This is a genomic window from Faecalibacterium sp. HTF-F, assembly GCF_023347535.1.
GTDB classification, from domain to species: Bacteria; Bacillota; Clostridia; order Oscillospirales; family Ruminococcaceae; genus Faecalibacterium; species Faecalibacterium wellingii.
In genome coordinates, this window is the sequence record NZ_CP094473.1 from 707,858 (window position 1) to 726,052 (window position 18,195).

Annotated in this window: 16 protein-coding genes and 1 other annotated feature; of the genes, 9 read left to right on the forward strand and 7 right to left on the reverse strand. The window is 59.3% G+C overall.

Going from position 1 to position 18,195, the window contains the following annotated elements:
• Nucleotides 1-3: 3 nt before the first annotated feature.
• Both polA and MTP37_RS03320 read right to left on the reverse strand, forming a co-directional pair.
• Nucleotides 4-2,577: a DNA polymerase I gene (gene polA / locus MTP37_RS03315; RefSeq protein WP_249238192.1), complete on the reverse strand. Its 2,574-nt coding sequence runs from the start codon at nt 2,575-2,577 to the stop codon at nt 4-6.
• A gap of 247 nt (nt 2,578-2,824) precedes the next feature.
• A complete protein-coding gene (locus MTP37_RS03320; RefSeq protein ID WP_097801364.1) occupies nt 2,825-3,013 on the reverse strand; it encodes a ferredoxin in 189 nt (62 codons plus the stop codon).
• A 115-nt stretch (nt 3,014-3,128) separates the two neighbouring features.
• Between MTP37_RS03320 and MTP37_RS03325 the strand changes: the two genes are divergently transcribed.
• Nucleotides 3,129-3,470, forward strand: coding sequence for an arsenate reductase family protein (locus MTP37_RS03325; RefSeq protein ID WP_249238193.1), 342 nt, complete (start codon nt 3,129-3,131; stop codon nt 3,468-3,470).
• A 131-nt stretch (nt 3,471-3,601) separates the two neighbouring features.
• The gene (locus MTP37_RS03330; protein ID WP_249238194.1) at nt 3,602-4,507 is read left to right on the forward strand and encodes an Ice-structuring protein; all 906 of its coding nucleotides are present in this window, start codon (nt 3,602-3,604) and stop codon (nt 4,505-4,507) included.
• Between the two features lie 175 nt (nt 4,508-4,682).
• Here the strand turns inward: MTP37_RS03330 and MTP37_RS03335 are convergent, their stop codons facing one another.
• From MTP37_RS03335 to MTP37_RS03355, 5 genes are all read right to left on the reverse strand, one after another.
• Nucleotides 4,683-5,684, reverse strand: a complete 1,002-nt coding sequence (locus tag MTP37_RS03335; RefSeq protein ID WP_249238195.1) for a glycosyltransferase family 2 protein — start codon at nt 5,682-5,684, stop codon at nt 4,683-4,685.
• Nucleotides 5,685-5,787: 103 nt separating this feature from the next.
• The gene (locus MTP37_RS03340) at nt 5,788-6,345 is read right to left on the reverse strand and encodes a DUF4358 domain-containing protein (RefSeq protein ID WP_249238196.1); all 558 of its coding nucleotides are present in this window, start codon (nt 6,343-6,345) and stop codon (nt 5,788-5,790) included.
• A gap of 147 nt (nt 6,346-6,492) precedes the next feature.
• Complete coding sequence (locus tag MTP37_RS03345) at nt 6,493-6,933, reverse strand: Lrp/AsnC family transcriptional regulator (protein WP_249238197.1); 441 nt, start codon at nt 6,931-6,933, stop codon at nt 6,493-6,495.
• Between the two features lie 529 nt (nt 6,934-7,462).
• Complete coding sequence (gene hflX, locus MTP37_RS03350) at nt 7,463-8,728, reverse strand: GTPase HflX (RefSeq protein ID WP_249238198.1); 1,266 nt, start codon at nt 8,726-8,728, stop codon at nt 7,463-7,465.
• Entirely contained in the window at nt 8,725-9,333 is a 609-nt protein-coding gene (locus tag MTP37_RS03355) for a GNAT family N-acetyltransferase (RefSeq protein WP_249238199.1), read from the reverse strand. The genes hflX and MTP37_RS03355 overlap by 4 nt, the downstream gene beginning before the upstream one ends.
• 149 nt (nt 9,334-9,482) lie before the next feature.
• Between MTP37_RS03355 and MTP37_RS03360 the strand changes: the two genes are divergently transcribed.
• The 7 genes from MTP37_RS03360 to MTP37_RS03390 all read left to right on the forward strand — a co-directional run bounded on the left by MTP37_RS03360 (nt 9,483) and on the right by MTP37_RS03390 (nt 17,897).
• The gene (locus MTP37_RS03360; RefSeq protein ID WP_249238200.1) at nt 9,483-11,270 is read left to right on the forward strand and encodes a bifunctional homocysteine S-methyltransferase/methylenetetrahydrofolate reductase; all 1,788 of its coding nucleotides are present in this window, start codon (nt 9,483-9,485) and stop codon (nt 11,268-11,270) included.
• Nucleotides 11,271-11,573: 303 nt separating this feature from the next.
• Nucleotides 11,574-11,795, forward strand: a binding site (T-box leader).
• A gap of 60 nt (nt 11,796-11,855) precedes the next feature.
• Complete coding sequence (locus MTP37_RS03365; RefSeq protein WP_249238201.1) at nt 11,856-14,561, forward strand: valine--tRNA ligase; 2,706 nt, start codon at nt 11,856-11,858, stop codon at nt 14,559-14,561.
• A 1-nt stretch (nt 14,562) separates the two neighbouring features.
• Entirely contained in the window at nt 14,563-15,075 is a 513-nt protein-coding gene (locus tag MTP37_RS03370) for a VanZ family protein (protein ID WP_249238202.1), read from the forward strand.
• A gap of 3 nt (nt 15,076-15,078) precedes the next feature.
• Complete coding sequence (locus tag MTP37_RS03375; RefSeq protein ID WP_249238203.1) at nt 15,079-16,344, forward strand: folylpolyglutamate synthase/dihydrofolate synthase family protein; 1,266 nt, start codon at nt 15,079-15,081, stop codon at nt 16,342-16,344.
• Between the two features lie 93 nt (nt 16,345-16,437).
• A complete protein-coding gene (locus MTP37_RS03380) occupies nt 16,438-16,755 on the forward strand; it encodes an STAS domain-containing protein (RefSeq protein WP_249238204.1) in 318 nt (105 codons plus the stop codon).
• Nucleotides 16,756-16,759: 4 nt separating this feature from the next.
• Nucleotides 16,760-17,194 (forward strand): anti-sigma F factor, encoded by a 435-nt coding sequence (gene spoIIAB / locus MTP37_RS03385; protein WP_249238205.1) that lies wholly within the window; start codon nt 16,760-16,762, stop codon nt 17,192-17,194.
• Between the two features lie 28 nt (nt 17,195-17,222).
• Entirely contained in the window at nt 17,223-17,897 is a 675-nt protein-coding gene (locus tag MTP37_RS03390; RefSeq protein ID WP_249238206.1) for a sigma-70 family RNA polymerase sigma factor, read from the forward strand.
• The last annotated feature ends 298 nt before the right edge of the window (nt 17,898-18,195 follow it).

The following is an 18,195-nucleotide window of genomic DNA, read 5'->3' on the forward strand; positions in this document are numbered from 1 at the left end:
GTTTTAGTGGGCCTCCAGCCAGTTTTTGCCTGCGTGCACATCGGTGCTCAGGGGCACGGCATACTGCACGCAGCCTTCCATTTCCTCCCGCAGGATCTGCGCAGCCTTTTCGGCTTCGGCCTGCGGGGCCTCTACGATCAGTTCATCGTGGACGGTCAGGATCAGGCGGCTTTCCATCTTTTCGTCCCGCAGCCGCTTCCACACCCGCACCATGGCCAGCTTGATGACGTCTGCCGCAGTGCCCTGAATGGGGGTGTTGCGGGCCATCCGCTCGCCGCTGGAGCGGACATTGAAGTTGGAGCTGGAAAGCTCCGGCAAGGCGCGGCGGCGGCCGAACAGGGTGGATACATAGCCCACGGCCTTGGCGTCCGCGATGGTCTTGTCCATGTAGCCGCTCACCTTGGGGAAGGCGGCCAGATAGTTCTTGAGGAAGGCGTCTGCTTCCTTCACGGTCACGCCGATGTCCTTGGCCAGACTGTAGGCACCCTTGCCGTACATGATGCCAAAGTTGATGGCCTTGGCAGAAGAGCGCAGACGGGAGGTGACCTCTTCCTGCGGGATACCGTAAATTTTTGCGGCGGTGCTGCGGTGGATGTCCTCACCGTTCAAAAATGCCTGCTGCATGTGCTCATCACCGGTAATGTGGGCCAGAATGCGTAGCTCGATCTGGCTGTAGTCGGCATCCACCAGCACACAGCCCGGCTTTGCCACAAAGTAGGCGCGCAGCTGGCTGCCCAGCTCGGTGCGGATGGGGATGTTCTGCAGGTTGGGGTTGTCGGAGGAGAGCCGTCCGGTGCGGGCCTCGGTCTGGTTGAAGGTGGAGTGGATACGGCCGTCCTCGCCGATCACCTTGAGCAGGCCCTCCACGTAGGTGGAGTTCAGCTTCTGGTAGGCACGGTACTGAAGAATGTCCTCCACCAGCGGGTAATCCCGCAGGCTTTCCAGCGTTTCGGCATCGGTGGACCAGCCGCGCTGGGTCTTTTTGCCGTGGGGCAGGCCCATGGTATCAAACAGCATCTCGCCCAATTGCTTCGGGCTGTTGGGGTTGAAGCTGGCGCTGCCGGTCTCCATGTGGATGCGGGTGAGCACCTGCTCCAGCTCGGTGCGCAGTTTCACGCCGAACTGCTCGATGCCGTCTTTGTCCACCAGCACGCCGGTGCGGGTCATATCGGCCAGCACCTGTGCCAGCGGGAACTCGATCTCGTTGTAAAGGGCGTCCTCTCCGCAGGCGGTGATCTCGGCCTTCATCTTGCTGAACAGATCGGCAAGGCGGCCTGCGTCCGGGTAATCGGTGCAGGTAAAGGCGGCCGAGGCGCGGTAGCTGGACACCAGTTCACCGATCTGATATTTGGAGGCAGAAGCGTCCAGCAGGTAGGCGGCAAGCTTGCCGTCCCACACGATGCTGCTGCCCCAGCCGCCTGCGGCCATGGCTTTGGCGTACAGCGGCGCGGAGTTGAACACCTCCAGCGTTACGTCTGCGTTGTCCAGCAGGCGCACAAGGTCGGCGTCCTCCAGCGGGTAAACGGTGCAGTCCTGCACGGCGTACCAGCTTTCCGGCTGCAACACCACGTTGCGGGTGCCCTGCTTGCCCATGACGGCGGGGCGGGAGGCAACCAGATAGGTGCCGGAAGGAGCCAGCGGCAGGGCTTCCAGCTCTGCCTGTGCAAGCTCGATGCCGTCCTCGCCTTCCGGTGCAGCAGGGACAACGCCGGCCAGCCCAAAGCGGGGAATGAGGGAGTGGATCTCCAGCTCCTGCAAAAGGCGCACAGCCTCAGCCTTGCGGCCTTCGCCCACCTTGTAAGAGCCCTCGGCGGTGTCAATGGGCGCATCGGTGCGGATGGTGCCCAGCGTGTGGCTCAGCTCGGCCATTTCGCGGCATTCAAGAAGGTGCTCCCGCTGTTTGGGCTTGATGCGCTTGTCGTCGATGTGCTCGTACACACCCTCCAGCGAACCGAAGTTCTGCACCAGAGACAGAGCGGTCTTTTCGCCGATGCCCCGCACGCCCGGGATATTATCGGAGGCATCGCCCATCAGGCTCTTCACCTCAATGAGCTGTCTGGGCTGGATGCCGTATTTTTCCTGAATGGCGTCCACATCCATCGTCACCGTTTTGCTGCGTCCCATGACAGTGGCGGCAAGCAGCACAGTGGTGGTGTCACTGACCAGCTGCAGGCTGTCCCGGTCTCCCGTAGCAAGAAAGCAGTCGTCCTTCCGGGCGGCACAGGCAGTGGCCAGTGTGCCAAGGATGTCGTCCGCCTCCCAGCCCTCGGCAGTGACGGTGCGGTAGCCAAGGTCTGCCAGCAGCTCCTTGAGCACCGGCATCTGCTGTGCCAGCTCTTCAGGCATGCCGTGACGGGTGGCTTTGTAGCCATCATACATTTTGTGGCGGAAGGTGGGGGCCTTCAGGTCAAAGGCCACGGCCACCTCGTCGGGTTCACACTCCTTGAGCAGGGAGAGCAGGATATTCAGAAAGCCATAGATGGCGTTGGTGTATCGTCCGTCCTTGGTGGTCAGCAGCTTGATGCCGAAAAAGGCGCGGTTGGCAATGCTGTTGCCGTCAATGACCAGTAAACGCATAGTCGTGTTCCTCCGTTGCATTATTACTCATTTTATAGTATAACACAAAACCGCACCCAGCGGGGGATTTTTGCGTAAAAAACTGCAACAGGAGCACGAGCGTTTTTGCCTGTAATTTGCAAAAAGAATGTCAAACGAAAACTGCCGTCTCGAAAGGCGGCAGTTGAGGTGCTGTCTGCAGGTGGTCGTGCTTCCCTCCGGCAAGCACCGGGAGAGCGTAAAAACGTATTGCCGGATCGTCGAGCGTTTATTCCTCGATCCGGATAGCGCTCACCGGGCAGGCATTGGCGGCATCCACGGCCTGCGGCACCTCCTCCGGCGGGATCGGCCCGGGCTCGGCCACTGCCAGAACGCCCTCCATGTGGAACACGGCGGGGCATAGCCCGGCACACTGGGTGCAGCCGATGCAAAGGTCGGGGTCAACGTATGCGTTCATAGAAAAAACCTCCTTGTGATCTTGCCTTGCAGGCAGTATGGCCCGTCTGGCTGCGAATTATGCCTATGCAACGGCCCGCAGCTGTGGTAAAATAGACTTTCAGGAGGGAAGTACCATGAACATTCAGATCTTCGGCACCAGCAAGTGCTTTGATACCAAAAAGGCCCAGCGCTATTTCAAGGAGCGGGGGGTCAAATTCCAGATGATCGACCTGAAGGAAAAAGAAATGAGCCGCGGCGAGTTCGACAACGTGGCCCGGGCGCTGGGCGGCTGGGAAAAGCTGGTGAACCCCAAGGCCAAGGATAAGCAGACCCTTGCACTTCTGGATGCACTGGTGGACTGGCAGAAAGAGGACAAGCTGTTTGAAAACCAGCAGCTGTTTTTAACGCCCATCGTGCGCAATGGACGTCAGGCGACCGTGGGCTATCAGCCCGATGTCTGGAAAAGCTGGGAATGATGCAAGCCGCATCCATTCGGTGCACTCCGCGTACTTTCACAAAAAAACCACGGGCATGGTTTTGCACAATGGGCCGGTATGTGGTATACTGAATACTGTACCATTTGACAACCCTGGGAGATACAACAAACATGAAACATTCTATTACCCCTGAAGAACATGCACGCGTGCAGCGCCGCCGCGGGCGTCAGGCACTGGGCCTTCTGGTCGCCATTCTGGTGGTCGTGGGTTTTGTTACCGTGCTGCGGGCCGGTGTGGGCGCTGTGGCCAACCTGTTCGACGATACGGCACAGAAGCAGGAATATGAGGATAAGCTGGAAGGGCTGGTGCTGTTCGACCCCATGCCCTTTGACGGCATTGAGAACATCGACGACCTGACCCTGCGCGAGGCAGCGGTGTGGGGCTGCATCTACAGCATTCAGGAAACGCAGGGCGGCTTTGACAACTACAATACCGACCCCGACACCGAACAGCTGCTGCTGCCCTCACTGGATGTGGACGCTTACCTTGCAAAGCTGCTGGGCCCGGGCTTCAAGCTGACCCACCGCAGCTTTGAGATGGAGGATATGACCATCGAATTCGACGATGCCACCCAGTGCTACAAGATCCCCGTCACCGGCACCGTGGGCTATTACCGTGCAGTGGTGACCAAGCTGTTCAAGCGCAGCGGCAAGTTGCACGTTACGGTGGGCTATATCCCCACTGCAAGCAACGACGACAGCATCATCAATGTGTCCTCGGATACGCCCACCAAGTACATGGACTATCTGTTCGAGCGTCAGAGCGGCAGCTGGTATCTCACCGGCCTGACCGAGAGCGAGACCAAGGCCGAGAGCACCGACAGCACATCTGCCGCAAGCCTGCCGGAGCCCATGGCAGAAAGCGATGTGCAGGATGCCATCCTTGCCACAGCCGGTTCGGATGCAGCAGATTCGGCGGCTTCTGCCGTTGAGCCGGAGGCACAGGCTGAAAACAGCGCAGACAGCGCCGTGGCCGAAGCCCCTGCTGCGGACGATGCCGCCAGCACCGCAGCGTAAAAACACAAATACAAAAGGGACCGCTGCATAGTTTTGGTGCAGCGGTCCCTTTTGCGTTTTGACCATATTCAGCGGAAATAGTATTTATAATTTGCACCCCGGGAAAATCTGCGGATTTTCCCGGGGTGCTTCTTTACGGCAGGGGTGCAGCGGAAAATGGCTTCCTGCCTGTGTGTTATTTCAGATCGAACCGTACCACCACCAGCCGATACCACAGATACGGCACCATGTTCCAGATCATCCACAGCTCCATCAGAATGTAGTTGGGCAGGTCTCTCAGGCGGAAGGGCCGCTTGCCCAGCTTGCCGGCTTTCAGCAGGGCAAAGGCCTCGTGCATCCCCTTGTCCCAGCTTTCCCCAAAGCCCTGCTTGTGGAACTTGTAGCACTTGAGCAGGTAGCCTGCAGCCAGAGGGATAAAGTTGAGCACCAGCATCAGCAGCGGCTCATTCTTGAGGGGCAGAAGGATGCTGTTGCGGCCGCTCTGCTGGCTTTTGAAAGCGTTGTACCGCACCGCACCGGTGCTGGCACCGCAGATGTGGTAGCATCTGGCAGTAGGGCAGAGCAGATTTTTATAGCCTGCATTGTTGGCACGCCAGCTCAGATCCACATCCTCAAAATAGGCAAAGAAGTTCTCGTCAAAATTGCCGATCTCGTCCAGAATGCTCTTGCGGTAGAGCGCCGCACCGCCGCAGGCTGAGAAGATGCGCCTGCACTTTGTGTAGCGGCTGGCGCGGCGGCCATCACCGGTCTTGCAGGCAAAGCCCATCCATGTGACATAATCGCCCGCGTCGTCGGCCAGCTCCCGGTCAAAGTGACGGATCATCAGGCTCTGCACTGCAAAAATTTTCGGGTCGGTCTCGGCGGTGCGGATGAGCTCGGCCAGCCACTGGGGTTCGGCAAAGGCGTCGTTGTTGAACAGCACCACATACTCGCTGTCGGCCAGAGCAATGCCCTGATTCACCGCGTGGGAAAAGCCGGTGTTGGTGCCGTTTTCAATGAGGGTGAAATTTTCGCGGCTGCAATAGCTGCGGGCCTGCTCCAGACTTTCGTCGGTGGAGCCGTTGTCCACCACGATAAGCCGGAAGCTCTGCTCAGTCTGGGCGTAGACCGACTCGATGGAATCCTTGAGCCAGCCCTTGCCGTTGATGTTCGGGATCACGATGGTCGCTTTATACATAAAGACACTCCTAAGTCTGTGCACAATTACAATGCCAGTATAGCATATCCCGGCGCAAAAAGAAACCGCATCCCAGTAGGATGCGGCGTTTGCAGGGCAGAAATTATGCGGCAAGGGCTTTTTCGATGTTGGAAAGAATGGTGTCGTGATCCTCAGCACACACCAGGATCACCTCGCCGGTGGGGGCTACGGTGACGGTGGCTGCCTTGGCGACCTGATACTGGTCCTCAAGGTAGTGCTCCATGGACTGCTGTTCGCTCTGAACATAGGCTTCCAGTGCGGCCTTTACAGCGTCGGTCTTGCCCTCGGCGGGCTTCACGATGGCTATAGCGTAGCTGCGCACCATCATGGAGGAAACCGAGGCGGCAAAGCTCTCGTAGCTGCCGTCCTCAAGGCCCAGCAGGGGGAACACGATGTCTTTCAGCTCGTCGTTCAGCTGGTCGGCCTCGTACTCGGCGCTGTAGCCGTCGATGGCGGTGAATTTGCCGTCTTCCCCCTTGGTAAAGATCATATCGTACTCGTTGTCCTCGTCGGTGCGGGCGTCGTGGATGATCTGGGAGTAGTTTTTGGGGGCGGCAGAGTCGGCCTTGCTGCCGGCAGAGCAGCCCACAAGGGCAAACAGGCACAGACCGGCAAGCAGTGCGGCGATGATACGTTTCATAAATGCATTCCTTTCCTGTGTAAAAACAGCTTCTGAAAACAGGTGCGGCGGCTTGGCATTAGTGTGTGCCGTTTTGCGCCTGCTATCCGTAATACGAACCACATCCCGGCAGGATTGCACTGCAAACGTAACCTTTTTATGAACGGCTCACAGCATCAGGGCGTCCAGCTCGCCATGGTTCACGGGCGTGGAGAGAATGATCTGGGTGCTGGTGGTGCCCAGCTTCTGGAACTGCAGGATCAGATGCTCCAGCTGGGGCATGCTTCCGCAGCTCACCTTGACAAGAAAGGTGTAGGCACCGGTGACGTGGTAGCACTGCAGTACCTCCTTGCTGTTCTGCAGCAGCTCCAGAAAGGCGTCCTGCTTGGACGGTGCCACCGAAAGGCTGATGAGGGCGTCCACGTACACGCGGTCGGCGGGGCGGTTCAGTGTGACGGTGTAGCCGCTGATGATGCCGTCCGTCTCCAGCTTGTGGATGCGGCTGGACACCGCAGGGCTGGTCAGCGATATCTGCTCGGCGATCTCCTTGACCGGCATACGGGCATTCTTGGCAAGCAGGGAGAGAATCTTGCGATCCAGATCATCCATGGGAATACTCCTTTTTGAAAATATGTTGGATTGTATAAAATTTTTTGAAAGTAAAGTTTTATTGTTGGTGCAAACATACAAATGCTGAAAAGGTTTGCTTTTGCTTGGGTTTGTGTTAATTATATAAAGTTTTGATGGAAAAGTAAAGACTTAATTTAAAGCAAAACCGGAAAAATCTGTTTGACAAGAAAACAAAAAGGGGTATAATACATCATGCAAGGCAGCGCGATGCACAATGTGCCTGCCGATTGGATTTGAGATTCACTACTTTATATACTTTCCCACCCCTCTATACACAAAAACCCGCTGCCAGGCGGGTTTTTGTGTTTACTGGGGATTTTTCTTTTTGAAAAAAGCAGTGGCAGACAATGTACTCGACCCATAGAGCAGCTGCTTTCGGCTGCGACCCCATCCGTGAAAATGCAAGCCCGGAAAGTCCGCAGACTTTCCGGGCTTGCTCTATCTCAAAATATTATTTCGCTGATGATAGCCGGAGCACAGCGGAGGCGATTTAAATCGTGTACGCCGATCAGACCAGATACCCTTCAAAGCAGTGCAGGTCCTCGGTCTTGACGATGCCCTCCAGATACAGCCCGTCCTCCCGGTATTCTTCCACCTGCACGCTGCCCCGCTCCCGCATGGGGGCGGCAAGGCCCAGCTTATCGTAGGGCAGCAGCACCCGCAGGGTGTGCACCCGGTCGCTGAGCACCTCGTCCAGCTTTGCCAGCAGGGTGTCCAGACCATAGCCGGTCTTGGCGCTGGTGAGCAGGATGTCCGGGTCAAAGCTCATGGCACCCGGCTTGTCGCATTTGTTGTAGACGGTCAGGCGGGGGATGTCCGCGCAGTCCAGCCCGTCCAGAACCTCGTCGGTGACGGCCAGCTGCTCTTCCCGCTGCTCATCGCCTGCGTCTGCCACCCGGATGATGACGTCCGACCATGCGGCTTCTTCCAGCGTGGACTTGAAGGCCTCCACCAGATTGTGGGGCAGGCGGGACACAAAGCCCACCGTATCCACCAGCAGCACGGCCATGCCGCTGGGCAGCACCAGCTTGCGGCTGGTGGGGTCCAGTGTGGCGAACAGCATGTCCGCTTCGGCTACGCTGGGGCCGCACAGAGCGTTCATCAGGCTGGATTTGCCCACGTTGGTATAGCCTACAAGGCTGACTACCGGCATACCGGTCTTGGCACGGGCCTTGCGGCTCTCGCCCCGGCGCTTTTCCATTTCGGCCAGCTTTTCAGCCAGCGTATCGATGCGGGCGTGCACATGGCGGCGGTCCAGTTCCAGCTTGGTCTCACCGGCACCACGGCGGGCACCGCCGCCGCCGCCACCGCCGCCGCCCTGACGGCTCAGCGCCTCGCCCATGCCCTGCAGACGGGGCAGACGGTAGCGCAGAAGGGCCAGCTCGGTCTGCAGCTTGCCCTCGTTGGTGACGGCGCGGCTACGGAAAATTTCCAGAATGAGCATGGTGCGGTCGATCACTTCCAGCCCGCCCAGCGCATTGGAGATGTTGCGGATCTGGCTGCCGGTCAGTTCGCCGTCAAATACGGCGCATTCCGCACCCAGACTTTCGGCGGCAAGGCTGGCTTCCTCCAGTTTGCCGCTGCCCAGCACGATGCCGGTCTCCGGGGTCTGGCGCTTCTGGGTCACCTGCGCCACGGCCTCCATGTGGTTAGCCTCACACAGGGCAGAAAGCTCTGCCAGACTGCGCTCACAGTCCCACAGGCCCTGATCCAGCGCCAGCAGAATGACCTTCGTCGGGGGTGTTTCCACTAAGATATCGTAAAGTTCGCTCACGGTAAGTCCTTTCTATGTTCGTAACGCTCCCGCGTCAATAAATAGCTTTTGCATTCCACCGGTGTGCCGTCAAATTTGTGATCAACGGTGTCGTGGTGGTACACAAAACCGGCTTTTTCCATCACCCGGCCGCTGGCGGGGTTTGCCTTGGCATGGCAGCAGGTCAGCCAGTCCCCGTCAGTATGGCTGAACCAGTACGCGGTCACAGCCTTCAGCGCTTCGGTGGCAAGACCTCTGTTCCACCAGTTCCGTCCGATGCAGTAGCCTGCTTCCCAGATGCCGTCTGTGCAGTCCTGTTGCGGCCAGAGCGCTTTCTGTGCCGGGTCACCGAGCAGAGCATTGAAGATGCTGATGCTGCCAAACACCTGCCCGGAAGCCTTTTCCACAATGGCCCACTGGTAGTAGTCCGGGTTCGGGTAGAGTGTGGCCCATGCCGCCAGCAGGCCCAGCGTTTCCAGAGCGTTTTTGTGGGGCTCCCACCGCAGAAAACGGGTCACCTGCGGGTCGGACGCCCAGTTTGCGTACATCATGTCGGCATCCTCCGGCAGCAGGCGGCGCAGAAAAAGCCGGTCAGTCTCAAGCTCCTGCGTTCCGGCGTGGCGCATGGCACACACCTCCCTATTTTATAAAGTATGCATAGGATAGCACAAATTTGGCGTTCCTGCAAGCGCCGCCGCGAAAAAACGCTTGACCAGACTGCTTTTGTGCATTAAACTAAAAGCCAAGTGTTTTTGTGGGAAAAGGAGAACTCTCCATGAGTGATGTGCGTGAGATCTTGAAAAAGCGCCCGCTGCTGTTCGATGGCGGCATGGGCACCTATTATAAAGCAAAGCCCGGGCAGGAGTGTGAGCAGGCAAATCTGCTGGACCCGGAAGGAGTTCTGGCCGTGCATGGTGCGTATCTGGAAGCAGGTGCCGATGCCATCAAGACCAACACCTTTGGCCTGCCGCGGATGGCGGCGGCGGGAAATCCGCTGTGGGAGGCCCTGACAGACGAGGGATGGAGGCTGGCCGCACAGGCCGCTGCAAAGACCGGCGCTGCCGTGTTTGCCGATCTTGGCCCGGCCCCGGATACGGAATCGCTCCCGGCGGCACAGATCTATACGGCCCTTGCCGAGCGGTTTGCCGCATTGGGTGCAAAGAACTTTTTGTTTGAGACGCTGAGCAGCGACGCCGGTGTGGCCGAAGCCGCGAAGCAGATCAAAGAAGCAGTGCCGGACGCCTTTGTGCTGGTGTCCTTTGCGGTGCTGCCGGACGGTTACACCCGTGAGGGACGGCACTGCACCCAGCTGGTGCGCAGCATGACCGCCTGCGGTGCAGTGGATGCCGTGGGCCTGAACTGCGTTTCTGCTCCCGGTGCCATGCGCACACTGGTGCAGCAGCTGGGCAGAACAGAGCTGCCCCTGTCTGTTATGCCCAATGCGGGCTACCCGGTGGTCACCCGCACCCGGGTACAGTATCAGGGCAGGCCGGAATATTTTGCCCGGGAGCTGGTCGGCCTTGCCGCCGAGGGTGTGCGCATTCTGGGCGGCTGCTGCGGCACTACGCCCGCCCACATTGCGGCCCTGCGCACGGCGCTGGATGCGCTGCCGGAGCAGCTGCCGGTGGCAGCGGCAGCGCCGGTACCCACCGCCGCAAAGCCGGAGGTGGAAACGGACGATGCCTTTCTGCGCAAGCTGAACGCGGGCCAAAAGGTGATCGCCATTGAGCTGGACTCCCCCAAGGACGCCGACCTGACGGGCTATCTGGAGGGGGCCCGCCGCCTGCAGGCTGCCGGGGCTGATCTTTTGACCATTGCGGACTGCCCCATTGCCCGGGCACGGATGGATTCCTCGCTGGTGGCCTGCCGGGTGCACCGGGAGCTGGGGCTGAACGTGCTGCCCCACATGACCTGCCGCGACCGCAACCTGAACGCCACCAAGGCCCTGCTGCTGGGCCTGTATGCCGAGGGCGTGCGGGAGGTGCTGGCCATCACCGGCGACCCCATCCCCACTGCAGAGCGGGACGAGGTGAAGAACGTGTACCAGTTCAACTCCCGCAAGCTGGCGCAGTACATCGTCTCGCTGGCAGGCGAGGGTCGGGAAATGCCCTCGCCCCTCACCGTGTTCGGTGCGCTGAACCTGAACGCCCGCAACTTTGATGTGGAGCTGCGCCGTGCACAGGAAAAGCTGGAGAATGGCATGAGCGGCTTCCTCACCCAGCCGGTGCTCTCGGCACAGGCGGTGGAAAACCTGAAAAAGACCCGGGAAGCGCTGGGCAGCAGGGCAAAGATTTTAGCGGGCATCATGCCGGTGGTGAGCCAGCGCAACGCCATCTTCATGGAGAACGAGGTCAACGGCATCCATGTGGACGCTGAGATCATCGAGCGCTTTGCCGGGCTGGACCGTGTGCAGGGCGAAGAGCTGGGACTGGAAGTCTCGGTGAAGGCTGCACAGGCCGCAGCGCCCTATGCAGATGGCTTCTACCTGATGACCCCCTTCAACCGCATCGCCCTGATGGAACGGCTCATTGCCCGGCTGAAAGAGGAAGGAGTTGCAGATTAAAATGGCCGACGCGTTCGCTCTGGGACGGGTTGTGGCTCCCAGCGTATGCTACGGCCCTTGAGCGGGCCTTGCATTCTGCTGGCCACGGCCCCAACAACTCCTCTCTGTTTCTGCCACAGGCAGCGGTCGTCGTCGTTGCATCTTCAGCGGAAAAATATTTTTTATATTTGCGTTTGTCGTGGCCTGCGGGCCACTCCAAACGCGTTTTCACGAATAAGGCCCAAACCGCAAGATGCAGCAGGACAAATTCTTGTAAAGAAAAAAGTAATTGACAAATCGCACAAAAAACGCTATATTCTTTTTATAAATGCGTTGAAGAAGAGTGTGCACTGCATTTGCCGTTCAGAGAGCCGGAAAATGCTGCGAATCCGGTACGGTCGGGCGGTGTGCTGTCACTTTGGAGCAGGAGCGGTGAGCTAAAGAGCAAGCCGCTCTCGGAGCTGTCCCACGTTACCGGGGCATCAAGGGGCGCAGGATGCTCTGCGCAATTTGGGTGGTACCGCGGTTATTACAGCCGTCCCATGGAACGTTCCGTGGGACGGCTTTTTTTCGTCCCACTTCATCATTTTTTACTGGGAGGACCCTATGAAAGAACTTGCAAAACAGTACGATCCCAGCCAGGTGGAAGACCGCATCTACCAGTTCTGGCTGGACGGCGGCTACTTCCACACGAAGGCAGACCCCGACAAGAAACCCTACACCATCGTCATGCCGCCCCCGAACGTCACCGGCCAGCTGCACATGGGCCATGCGGTGGATAACACCATGCAGGATATCCTCATCCGCACCAAGCGGATGCAGGGCTATGCCGCCCTGTGGGTGCCTGGCACCGACCACGCCTCCATTGCCACCGAGGCCAAGGTGGTGGAGGCCATGCGCGCCGAGGGCCTGACCAAGGAGATGGTGGGCCGCGATGGTTTTCTGGACCGTGCATGGGCATGGAAGACCAAGTTCGGCAACCGCATCGTCAGCCAGCTGAAAAAGCTGGGCAGCAGCTGCGACTGGGAGCGCGAGCGCTTTACCATGGACGAGGGCTGCTCTGAGGCCGTCAAGGAAGTGTTCGTGCGCCTGTACGACAAGGGCCTGATCTACCGCGGCAACCGCATGGTCAACTGGTGCCCCCACTGCAACACCTCCATTTCTGACGCCGAGGTGGAGTACGAGGAAAAGGACGGCAGCTTCTGGCACCTGCTGTACCCGGTCAAGGAGACCGGCGAGATGCTGGAGCTGGCTACCACCCGTCCCGAGACCATGCTGGGCGATACCGCTGTTGCCATCAACGGTGACGACCCCCGCTATGCCCATCTGCACGGCTGCCATGTGGTGCTGCCTCTGCTGAACAAGGAAATCCCCATCGTCTGCGATGAGCACGCCGACATGACCAAGGGCACCGGTGTGGTCAAGATCACCCCCGCCCACGACCCCAACGACTTTGAGGTGGGCCTGCGCCACAACCTGCCCATCGTGCGTGTGTTCACCTACGACGGTCACATGACCGGCGCTGCCGACAAGGCTGCTGCCGATGCGCTGTTCGCCGCCGGCAAGAACACCATCAATGAGCCTGAGGTGCTGGACTGCGGCAAGTACGCCGGCATGACCACCCTCGAGGCCCGCAAGGCCATTCTGGCCGATCTGGAAGCAGGCGGCTTCCTGAAGGAGATCGAGCCCCTCAAGCACGAGGTGGGCACCTGCTACCGCTGCCACTCCACCATCGAGCCCATGGTGTCCAAGCAGTGGTTCGTCAAGATGGAGCCGCTGGCAAAGCCCGCCATCGAGAGCGTGGAGAAGGGCGAGATCAAGTTTGTGCCCGAGCGCTTCACCAAGAATTATATGAACTGGATGAAGAACACCCGCGACTGGTGCATCAGCCGTCAGCTGTGGTGGGGTCATCAGATCCCGGCATGGTACTGCGACGACTGCGGCGAGACCGTGGTGGCAAAGTCTGCTCCCTGTGCCTGCCCCAAGTGCGGCAGCGCAAAGCTGACCCAGGACCCCGATACGCTGGATACCTGGTTCTCCTCCGCTCTGTGGCCCTTCAGCACGCTGGGCTGGCCCAATGAGGAGAGCGAAGACCTCAAGTATTTCTACCCCACCAACACCCTCGTCACCGGCTACGACATCATCGGCTTCTGGGTCAGCCGCATGATCTTCTCGGGTCTGGCCTACACCGGCAAGGCACCCTTCAGCACTGTCTGCATCCACGGCATCGTGCGCGACAGTCAGGGCCGCAAGATGTCCAAGAGCCTTGGCAACGGCATCGACCCGCTGGAGGTCATTGCCCAGTACGGCGCAGACGCCCTGCGCTTTATGCTGGTGGACGGCTCCACCCCGGGCAACGACATGCGCTATATCGAAAAGAAGGTGGAGGCTGCCCGCAACTTTGCCAATAAGCTGTGGAACGCTACCCGCTTTGTGCTGATGAACCTGCCCGAGGACTTTGAGCCGGGCCTGCCCAGCGAGGAGATGCTGGACATGAGCGACAAGTGGGTGCTCACCAAGCTGAATCAGGTGGCCGGTGCCATGACCGACAACCTTGATCACTACGAGATGGGTCTGGCCGCTGCCAAGATCAACAGCTTCATCTGGGACGTCTACTGCGACTGGTTCATCGAGATCGCAAAGCCCCGCCTGAATTCCGGCGACGCACAGCAGGCCGACACTGCCCGCCGCGTGCTGGTGTATGTGCTGGATAAGGCCCTCAAGCTGCTGCATCCCTTCATGCCCTTCATCACCGAGGAGCTGTATCAGGCTCTGCCCGGCTCTGCCGAGACCATCATGACCCAGAGCTGGCCCACCTTCGATGAAGCTCACAACTGGGCCGACGAAGAGGAAGCCTTTGAAAAGGTCATGGACTACATCAAGGCCGTGCGTACCATGCGCACCGAGATGAATGTCCACCCCGCCAAAAAGACCAGCATGATCATCGAGACTGCCGATGCAGCACCCTTCCAGAAGGCACAGGTCTATCTGGCAAAGTTCGCCTTTGCCACCGATGTGACCTTTACCGAGAAGTATGAGGGCAGCACCGACGGCATGGTGCAGGTGTCCACCCACGCTGCACGCGGCTTCATCCCCATGATGGAGCTCATCGACCGCGACAAGGAGCTGGCACGTCTGAACAAGGAAAAGGCCAAGGCCGAAAAGGAAATGGCCATGTTCGCAAATCAGCTGGACAACCCCAAGTTTGTGGAGCGCGCTCCGGCGGCCCTGGTGGAGGATATCCGCAATAAATACGCCAAGAGTCAGGACAAGCTCGCCAACATTGAACAGAGCATCAAGGCTCTGGGCTGATTTGAGCGGGGGTCGTCATAGCAGCGCACAGCGCGCTTTTCCGTGGGTCGCTGCAGGGCGGGTACTCTTTACTCTTGCCCTCCTTGGCTGCATCGTGTTCATCTTTTCCAATTCCATGAAGATCGGCGAGGTCTCTCAGGGCTCCAGCGGCCGGGTGCTTGCCCTGCTGCAGGGAGTGCTGCGCCGTCTGGGCCATCCGGCCCTTGCCCAGCGCCTGACGGATCACATCGTGCGCAAGCTGGCGCATTTCTGCGAGTATACGCTGGAAGGCTTTCTGCTCATGCTGTGCATGCGGGTGTACACCCGGAACTACATCTGGCACATCAGCGTGCCGCTGCTGGGCGGCGTGCTCACCGCACTGGTCGATGAGACCATCCAGATCTACTCACCGGGCCGCAGCAGTCAGGTCACGGATGTGTGGCTGGACTCTGCCGGTGTGCTGGCAGGCATCCTTGCAGCGCTGGTGCTCATGGCGTTGTGCGGGCTGCTGTTTCATCATTGTAATAAGGAGTAACCAATGACCATCGAACAGGCAAATCAGTATTTTGCCGCCCTGCCGGACGGCTTTGCCTCCACCGAACAGCTGCGCGCCGCGTTCACCGCACCGGTGCAGAAGGTGCAGTTTGTGGGTGTGGCGGGCACGGCGGGCAAGACTGTGGTGGCCCGCCTGCTGGCGGCCATCCTGCACGCACAGGGCATCCATGCGGGTCTGTATCATGCGGGTTCCCGCCCGCTGTCGGAGCGCATCTGCATCGATGACGCTCCGGTGGACGAGGGCCTGCTGGCCTTGACGGCAGAAGCCCTTTCCACCGCCGAGGCTCTGCCCCGGGACGCAGCGGAGCTGGCAGCAGCGGCCAACTGCTTTGGCGCAGCGGGCTGTACGCTGGCCGTGGTGGAGCTGCCGGATGCGGGCCTTGCCGAAGCGCTGCCCGGTATGCCGGTGTGCGCCGTCACCTCGGTCGGCCCGGACGGCGTGAGCCGCTCGGTGGAGCGCCTTGCCGCACTGGCGGCAGGCGTCATGCGCAAGGGCAGCATCTGCGTCACCGCGCCGGAGCAGCCTAAAGCAGTGCTGAGCGAGCTCATTGTAGCCGCAGGAAAGTGCGGCTGTGAGCTGGTGGTGCCGGACCCGGAGGATATCACCTTTCTGGAAGCGGAAAAGTTTGCCAGCAAGGTGGACTACGGCGGGTACACTGTGCCGCTGGCCTTTCTGGGCCGTCACGCAGCAGGCAACGCCGCTGTGGCTGTGGAGCTTTCGCTGGCGCTCTGCCGCAAGGACTTCGACATTACAGATGAAGCCATTCTGGAGGGTCTGGCGGCGGTGGAAAACCGCAGCAGCATCCGGGTGGTCTCGCAGCGCCCGCTGGTCATTTTGGACGCCTGCCGCACCCCGCAGCAGGCGGCAGCTCTGCTGCGGGTGCTCAACATGGCCAAGGTGCGCCATATGAGTGCCATCATCGGCCTGACCGAAGAGGAAGGCGCCGAAGCATTCTTCTCCGCGCTGGAGACCGGCCTGACCCCGGAGGAACAGAAGAAGGATAAGTCCACCATGCCCGGCATGAGCGAGAATCCCTTTGATAAGGTGTATCTCGTCACGCCGCAGGGCACGGATACTGCTCTTACCGAGCGTCTGACCGAGAAGGCAAAGTATCACTTTGATGCGGAGTTGTGTGCCACTCTGGCCGAAGCGGTCAGACTGGCGCATGCCAACACCCGCCGCGGTCTGCTGGTCTGCGGCAGTGAGGCTGCCGCACTGGAAGCTGCCGAACTGCTGGCAAACAGCTGAGCCGACACGCTTCCCTAAAAAATAAACGAAGGATCCCGTACACTGGAACTATGTGTACGGGATCTTTTATTTTGCAAAGGAGATGGACAAACCATGGCAACGGTAAGCTTCAGCCCGGCGGGCGAAGTGCTTTACGCCTATCTTGCAGGCGAGATCGACCACGACGCAGCGCAGAGCCTGCGCATCCAGCTGGATGATGCACTGGTCAGCCGCACCCCGCAGACCATGATCCTGGACTTTGGCGGGGTGGGATTTATGGATTCATCCGGCGTGGGGCTGATTCTGGGCCGTCAGCGCATTGCCCGCACGCTGGGCACGGCCCTGCGGGTGCAGCACACGCCGTCCCAGATGGCAAAGGTGCTGCAACTGGCCCGCATTCCCTGTACGGACACAGAACAGAAGGAGGAATGACTCTATGAAAGCGGAAAATATGACAAAGCTCCAGTTCGACTCCCTCAGCGTGAACGAAAGCTACGCCCGGGGCGCTGCGGCAGCCTTTCTTGCCCGGTACGACCCCACCGTGCCGCAGCTGGCCGACATCAAAACGGCAGTGTCCGAAGCGGTGACCAACTGCATCGTCCATGCCTACCCGGATCACATCGGGCCGGTGGTCATGAGCATTGCGGTCTATCCCGGCCGGGAGGTGCATATCACGGTGTCGGACAAGGGAGTGGGCATCCCGGATATCCCGCAGGCCATGGAACCGCTGTTCACCACCGGCAACCCGGAGGAACGCTCCGGGCTGGGCTTTGCGGTGATGCAGAGCTTTATGGATAAGGTCAAGGTGACATCCAGACCCGGCAAAGGAACAAAGGTGCTGCTCATCAAGCGTCTGGCCCAGCGGGAATGATACATAAACAGGAAAGGCGGGCAGAAGCATGGTATCCGATAAGACCCGGAGGGACGCATTCATTGAACAGAACCTTGGACTGGTACACGCCTGCGCGGGGCGCTTCCGTGGGCGTGGCATGGAATACGATGATCTGTACAGTGCCGGATGCATGGGTCTTGTCAAAGCCTGCGATCACTTCGACGAAAACCGCGGCGTCTGCTTTTCCACCTATGCGGTGCCGGTGATCCTGGGCGAGATCAAAAAGCTGTTTCGGGACGGCGGCACCGTCAAGGTGAGCCGGTCTCTCAAGGAGCTTGGCATGCGGGTGCAGGCAGCACGGGAACATCATATGAAGCTCTGCGGCACAGAACCTACTCTTTCGCAGCTGGCAGAAGAACTGGATGAACCGGTGGAGAACATCACCCTTGCCATTCAGGCGGCACAGCCTGCCATGAGCCTGACCCCGGAAAATACAGAGGATGGAGACCGACAGCTGGATATCCCGGTGGATTCTCCGGAAGAAGCACTGGCCGAGCGCATCAGTCTGGAAGAGGTACTCAGGGCTCTGCCGGAACAGGACCAGCAGCTGATCCGGCTGCGCTTTTATGGGAACAAGACCCAGAGCGAGACCGCGAAGGTGCTGCATACCACGCAGGTGCAGATCTCCCGGCGGGAACGCAGGATATTATCCCTGCTCCGGCGCCGTCTTTTGGAAGATTAGGTGTCATAATTTCCAGATTGAAAGGAAAAAACTGGGCAAAATGTAAAAAGCCGGATTTTTCAAAAAAATATGAAGAAAAAGCTTGCTTTTTGTAAAGGGCTGTGCTAAAATACATTACTGTCAGGCGGACGTCCGACAGAATGAAGCAGTTCAGAACAGACGTCCTAACGTGAAGAATCGATGAGCTTCGACAAGAAACTCAAAAATAATTCAAAAAAGTGCTTGACAACTTGTCACGAAAGTGATAAAATAAATAAGCTATCAGCCGCAAGGCTGAGGCGCACAGGACCTTGAAAAT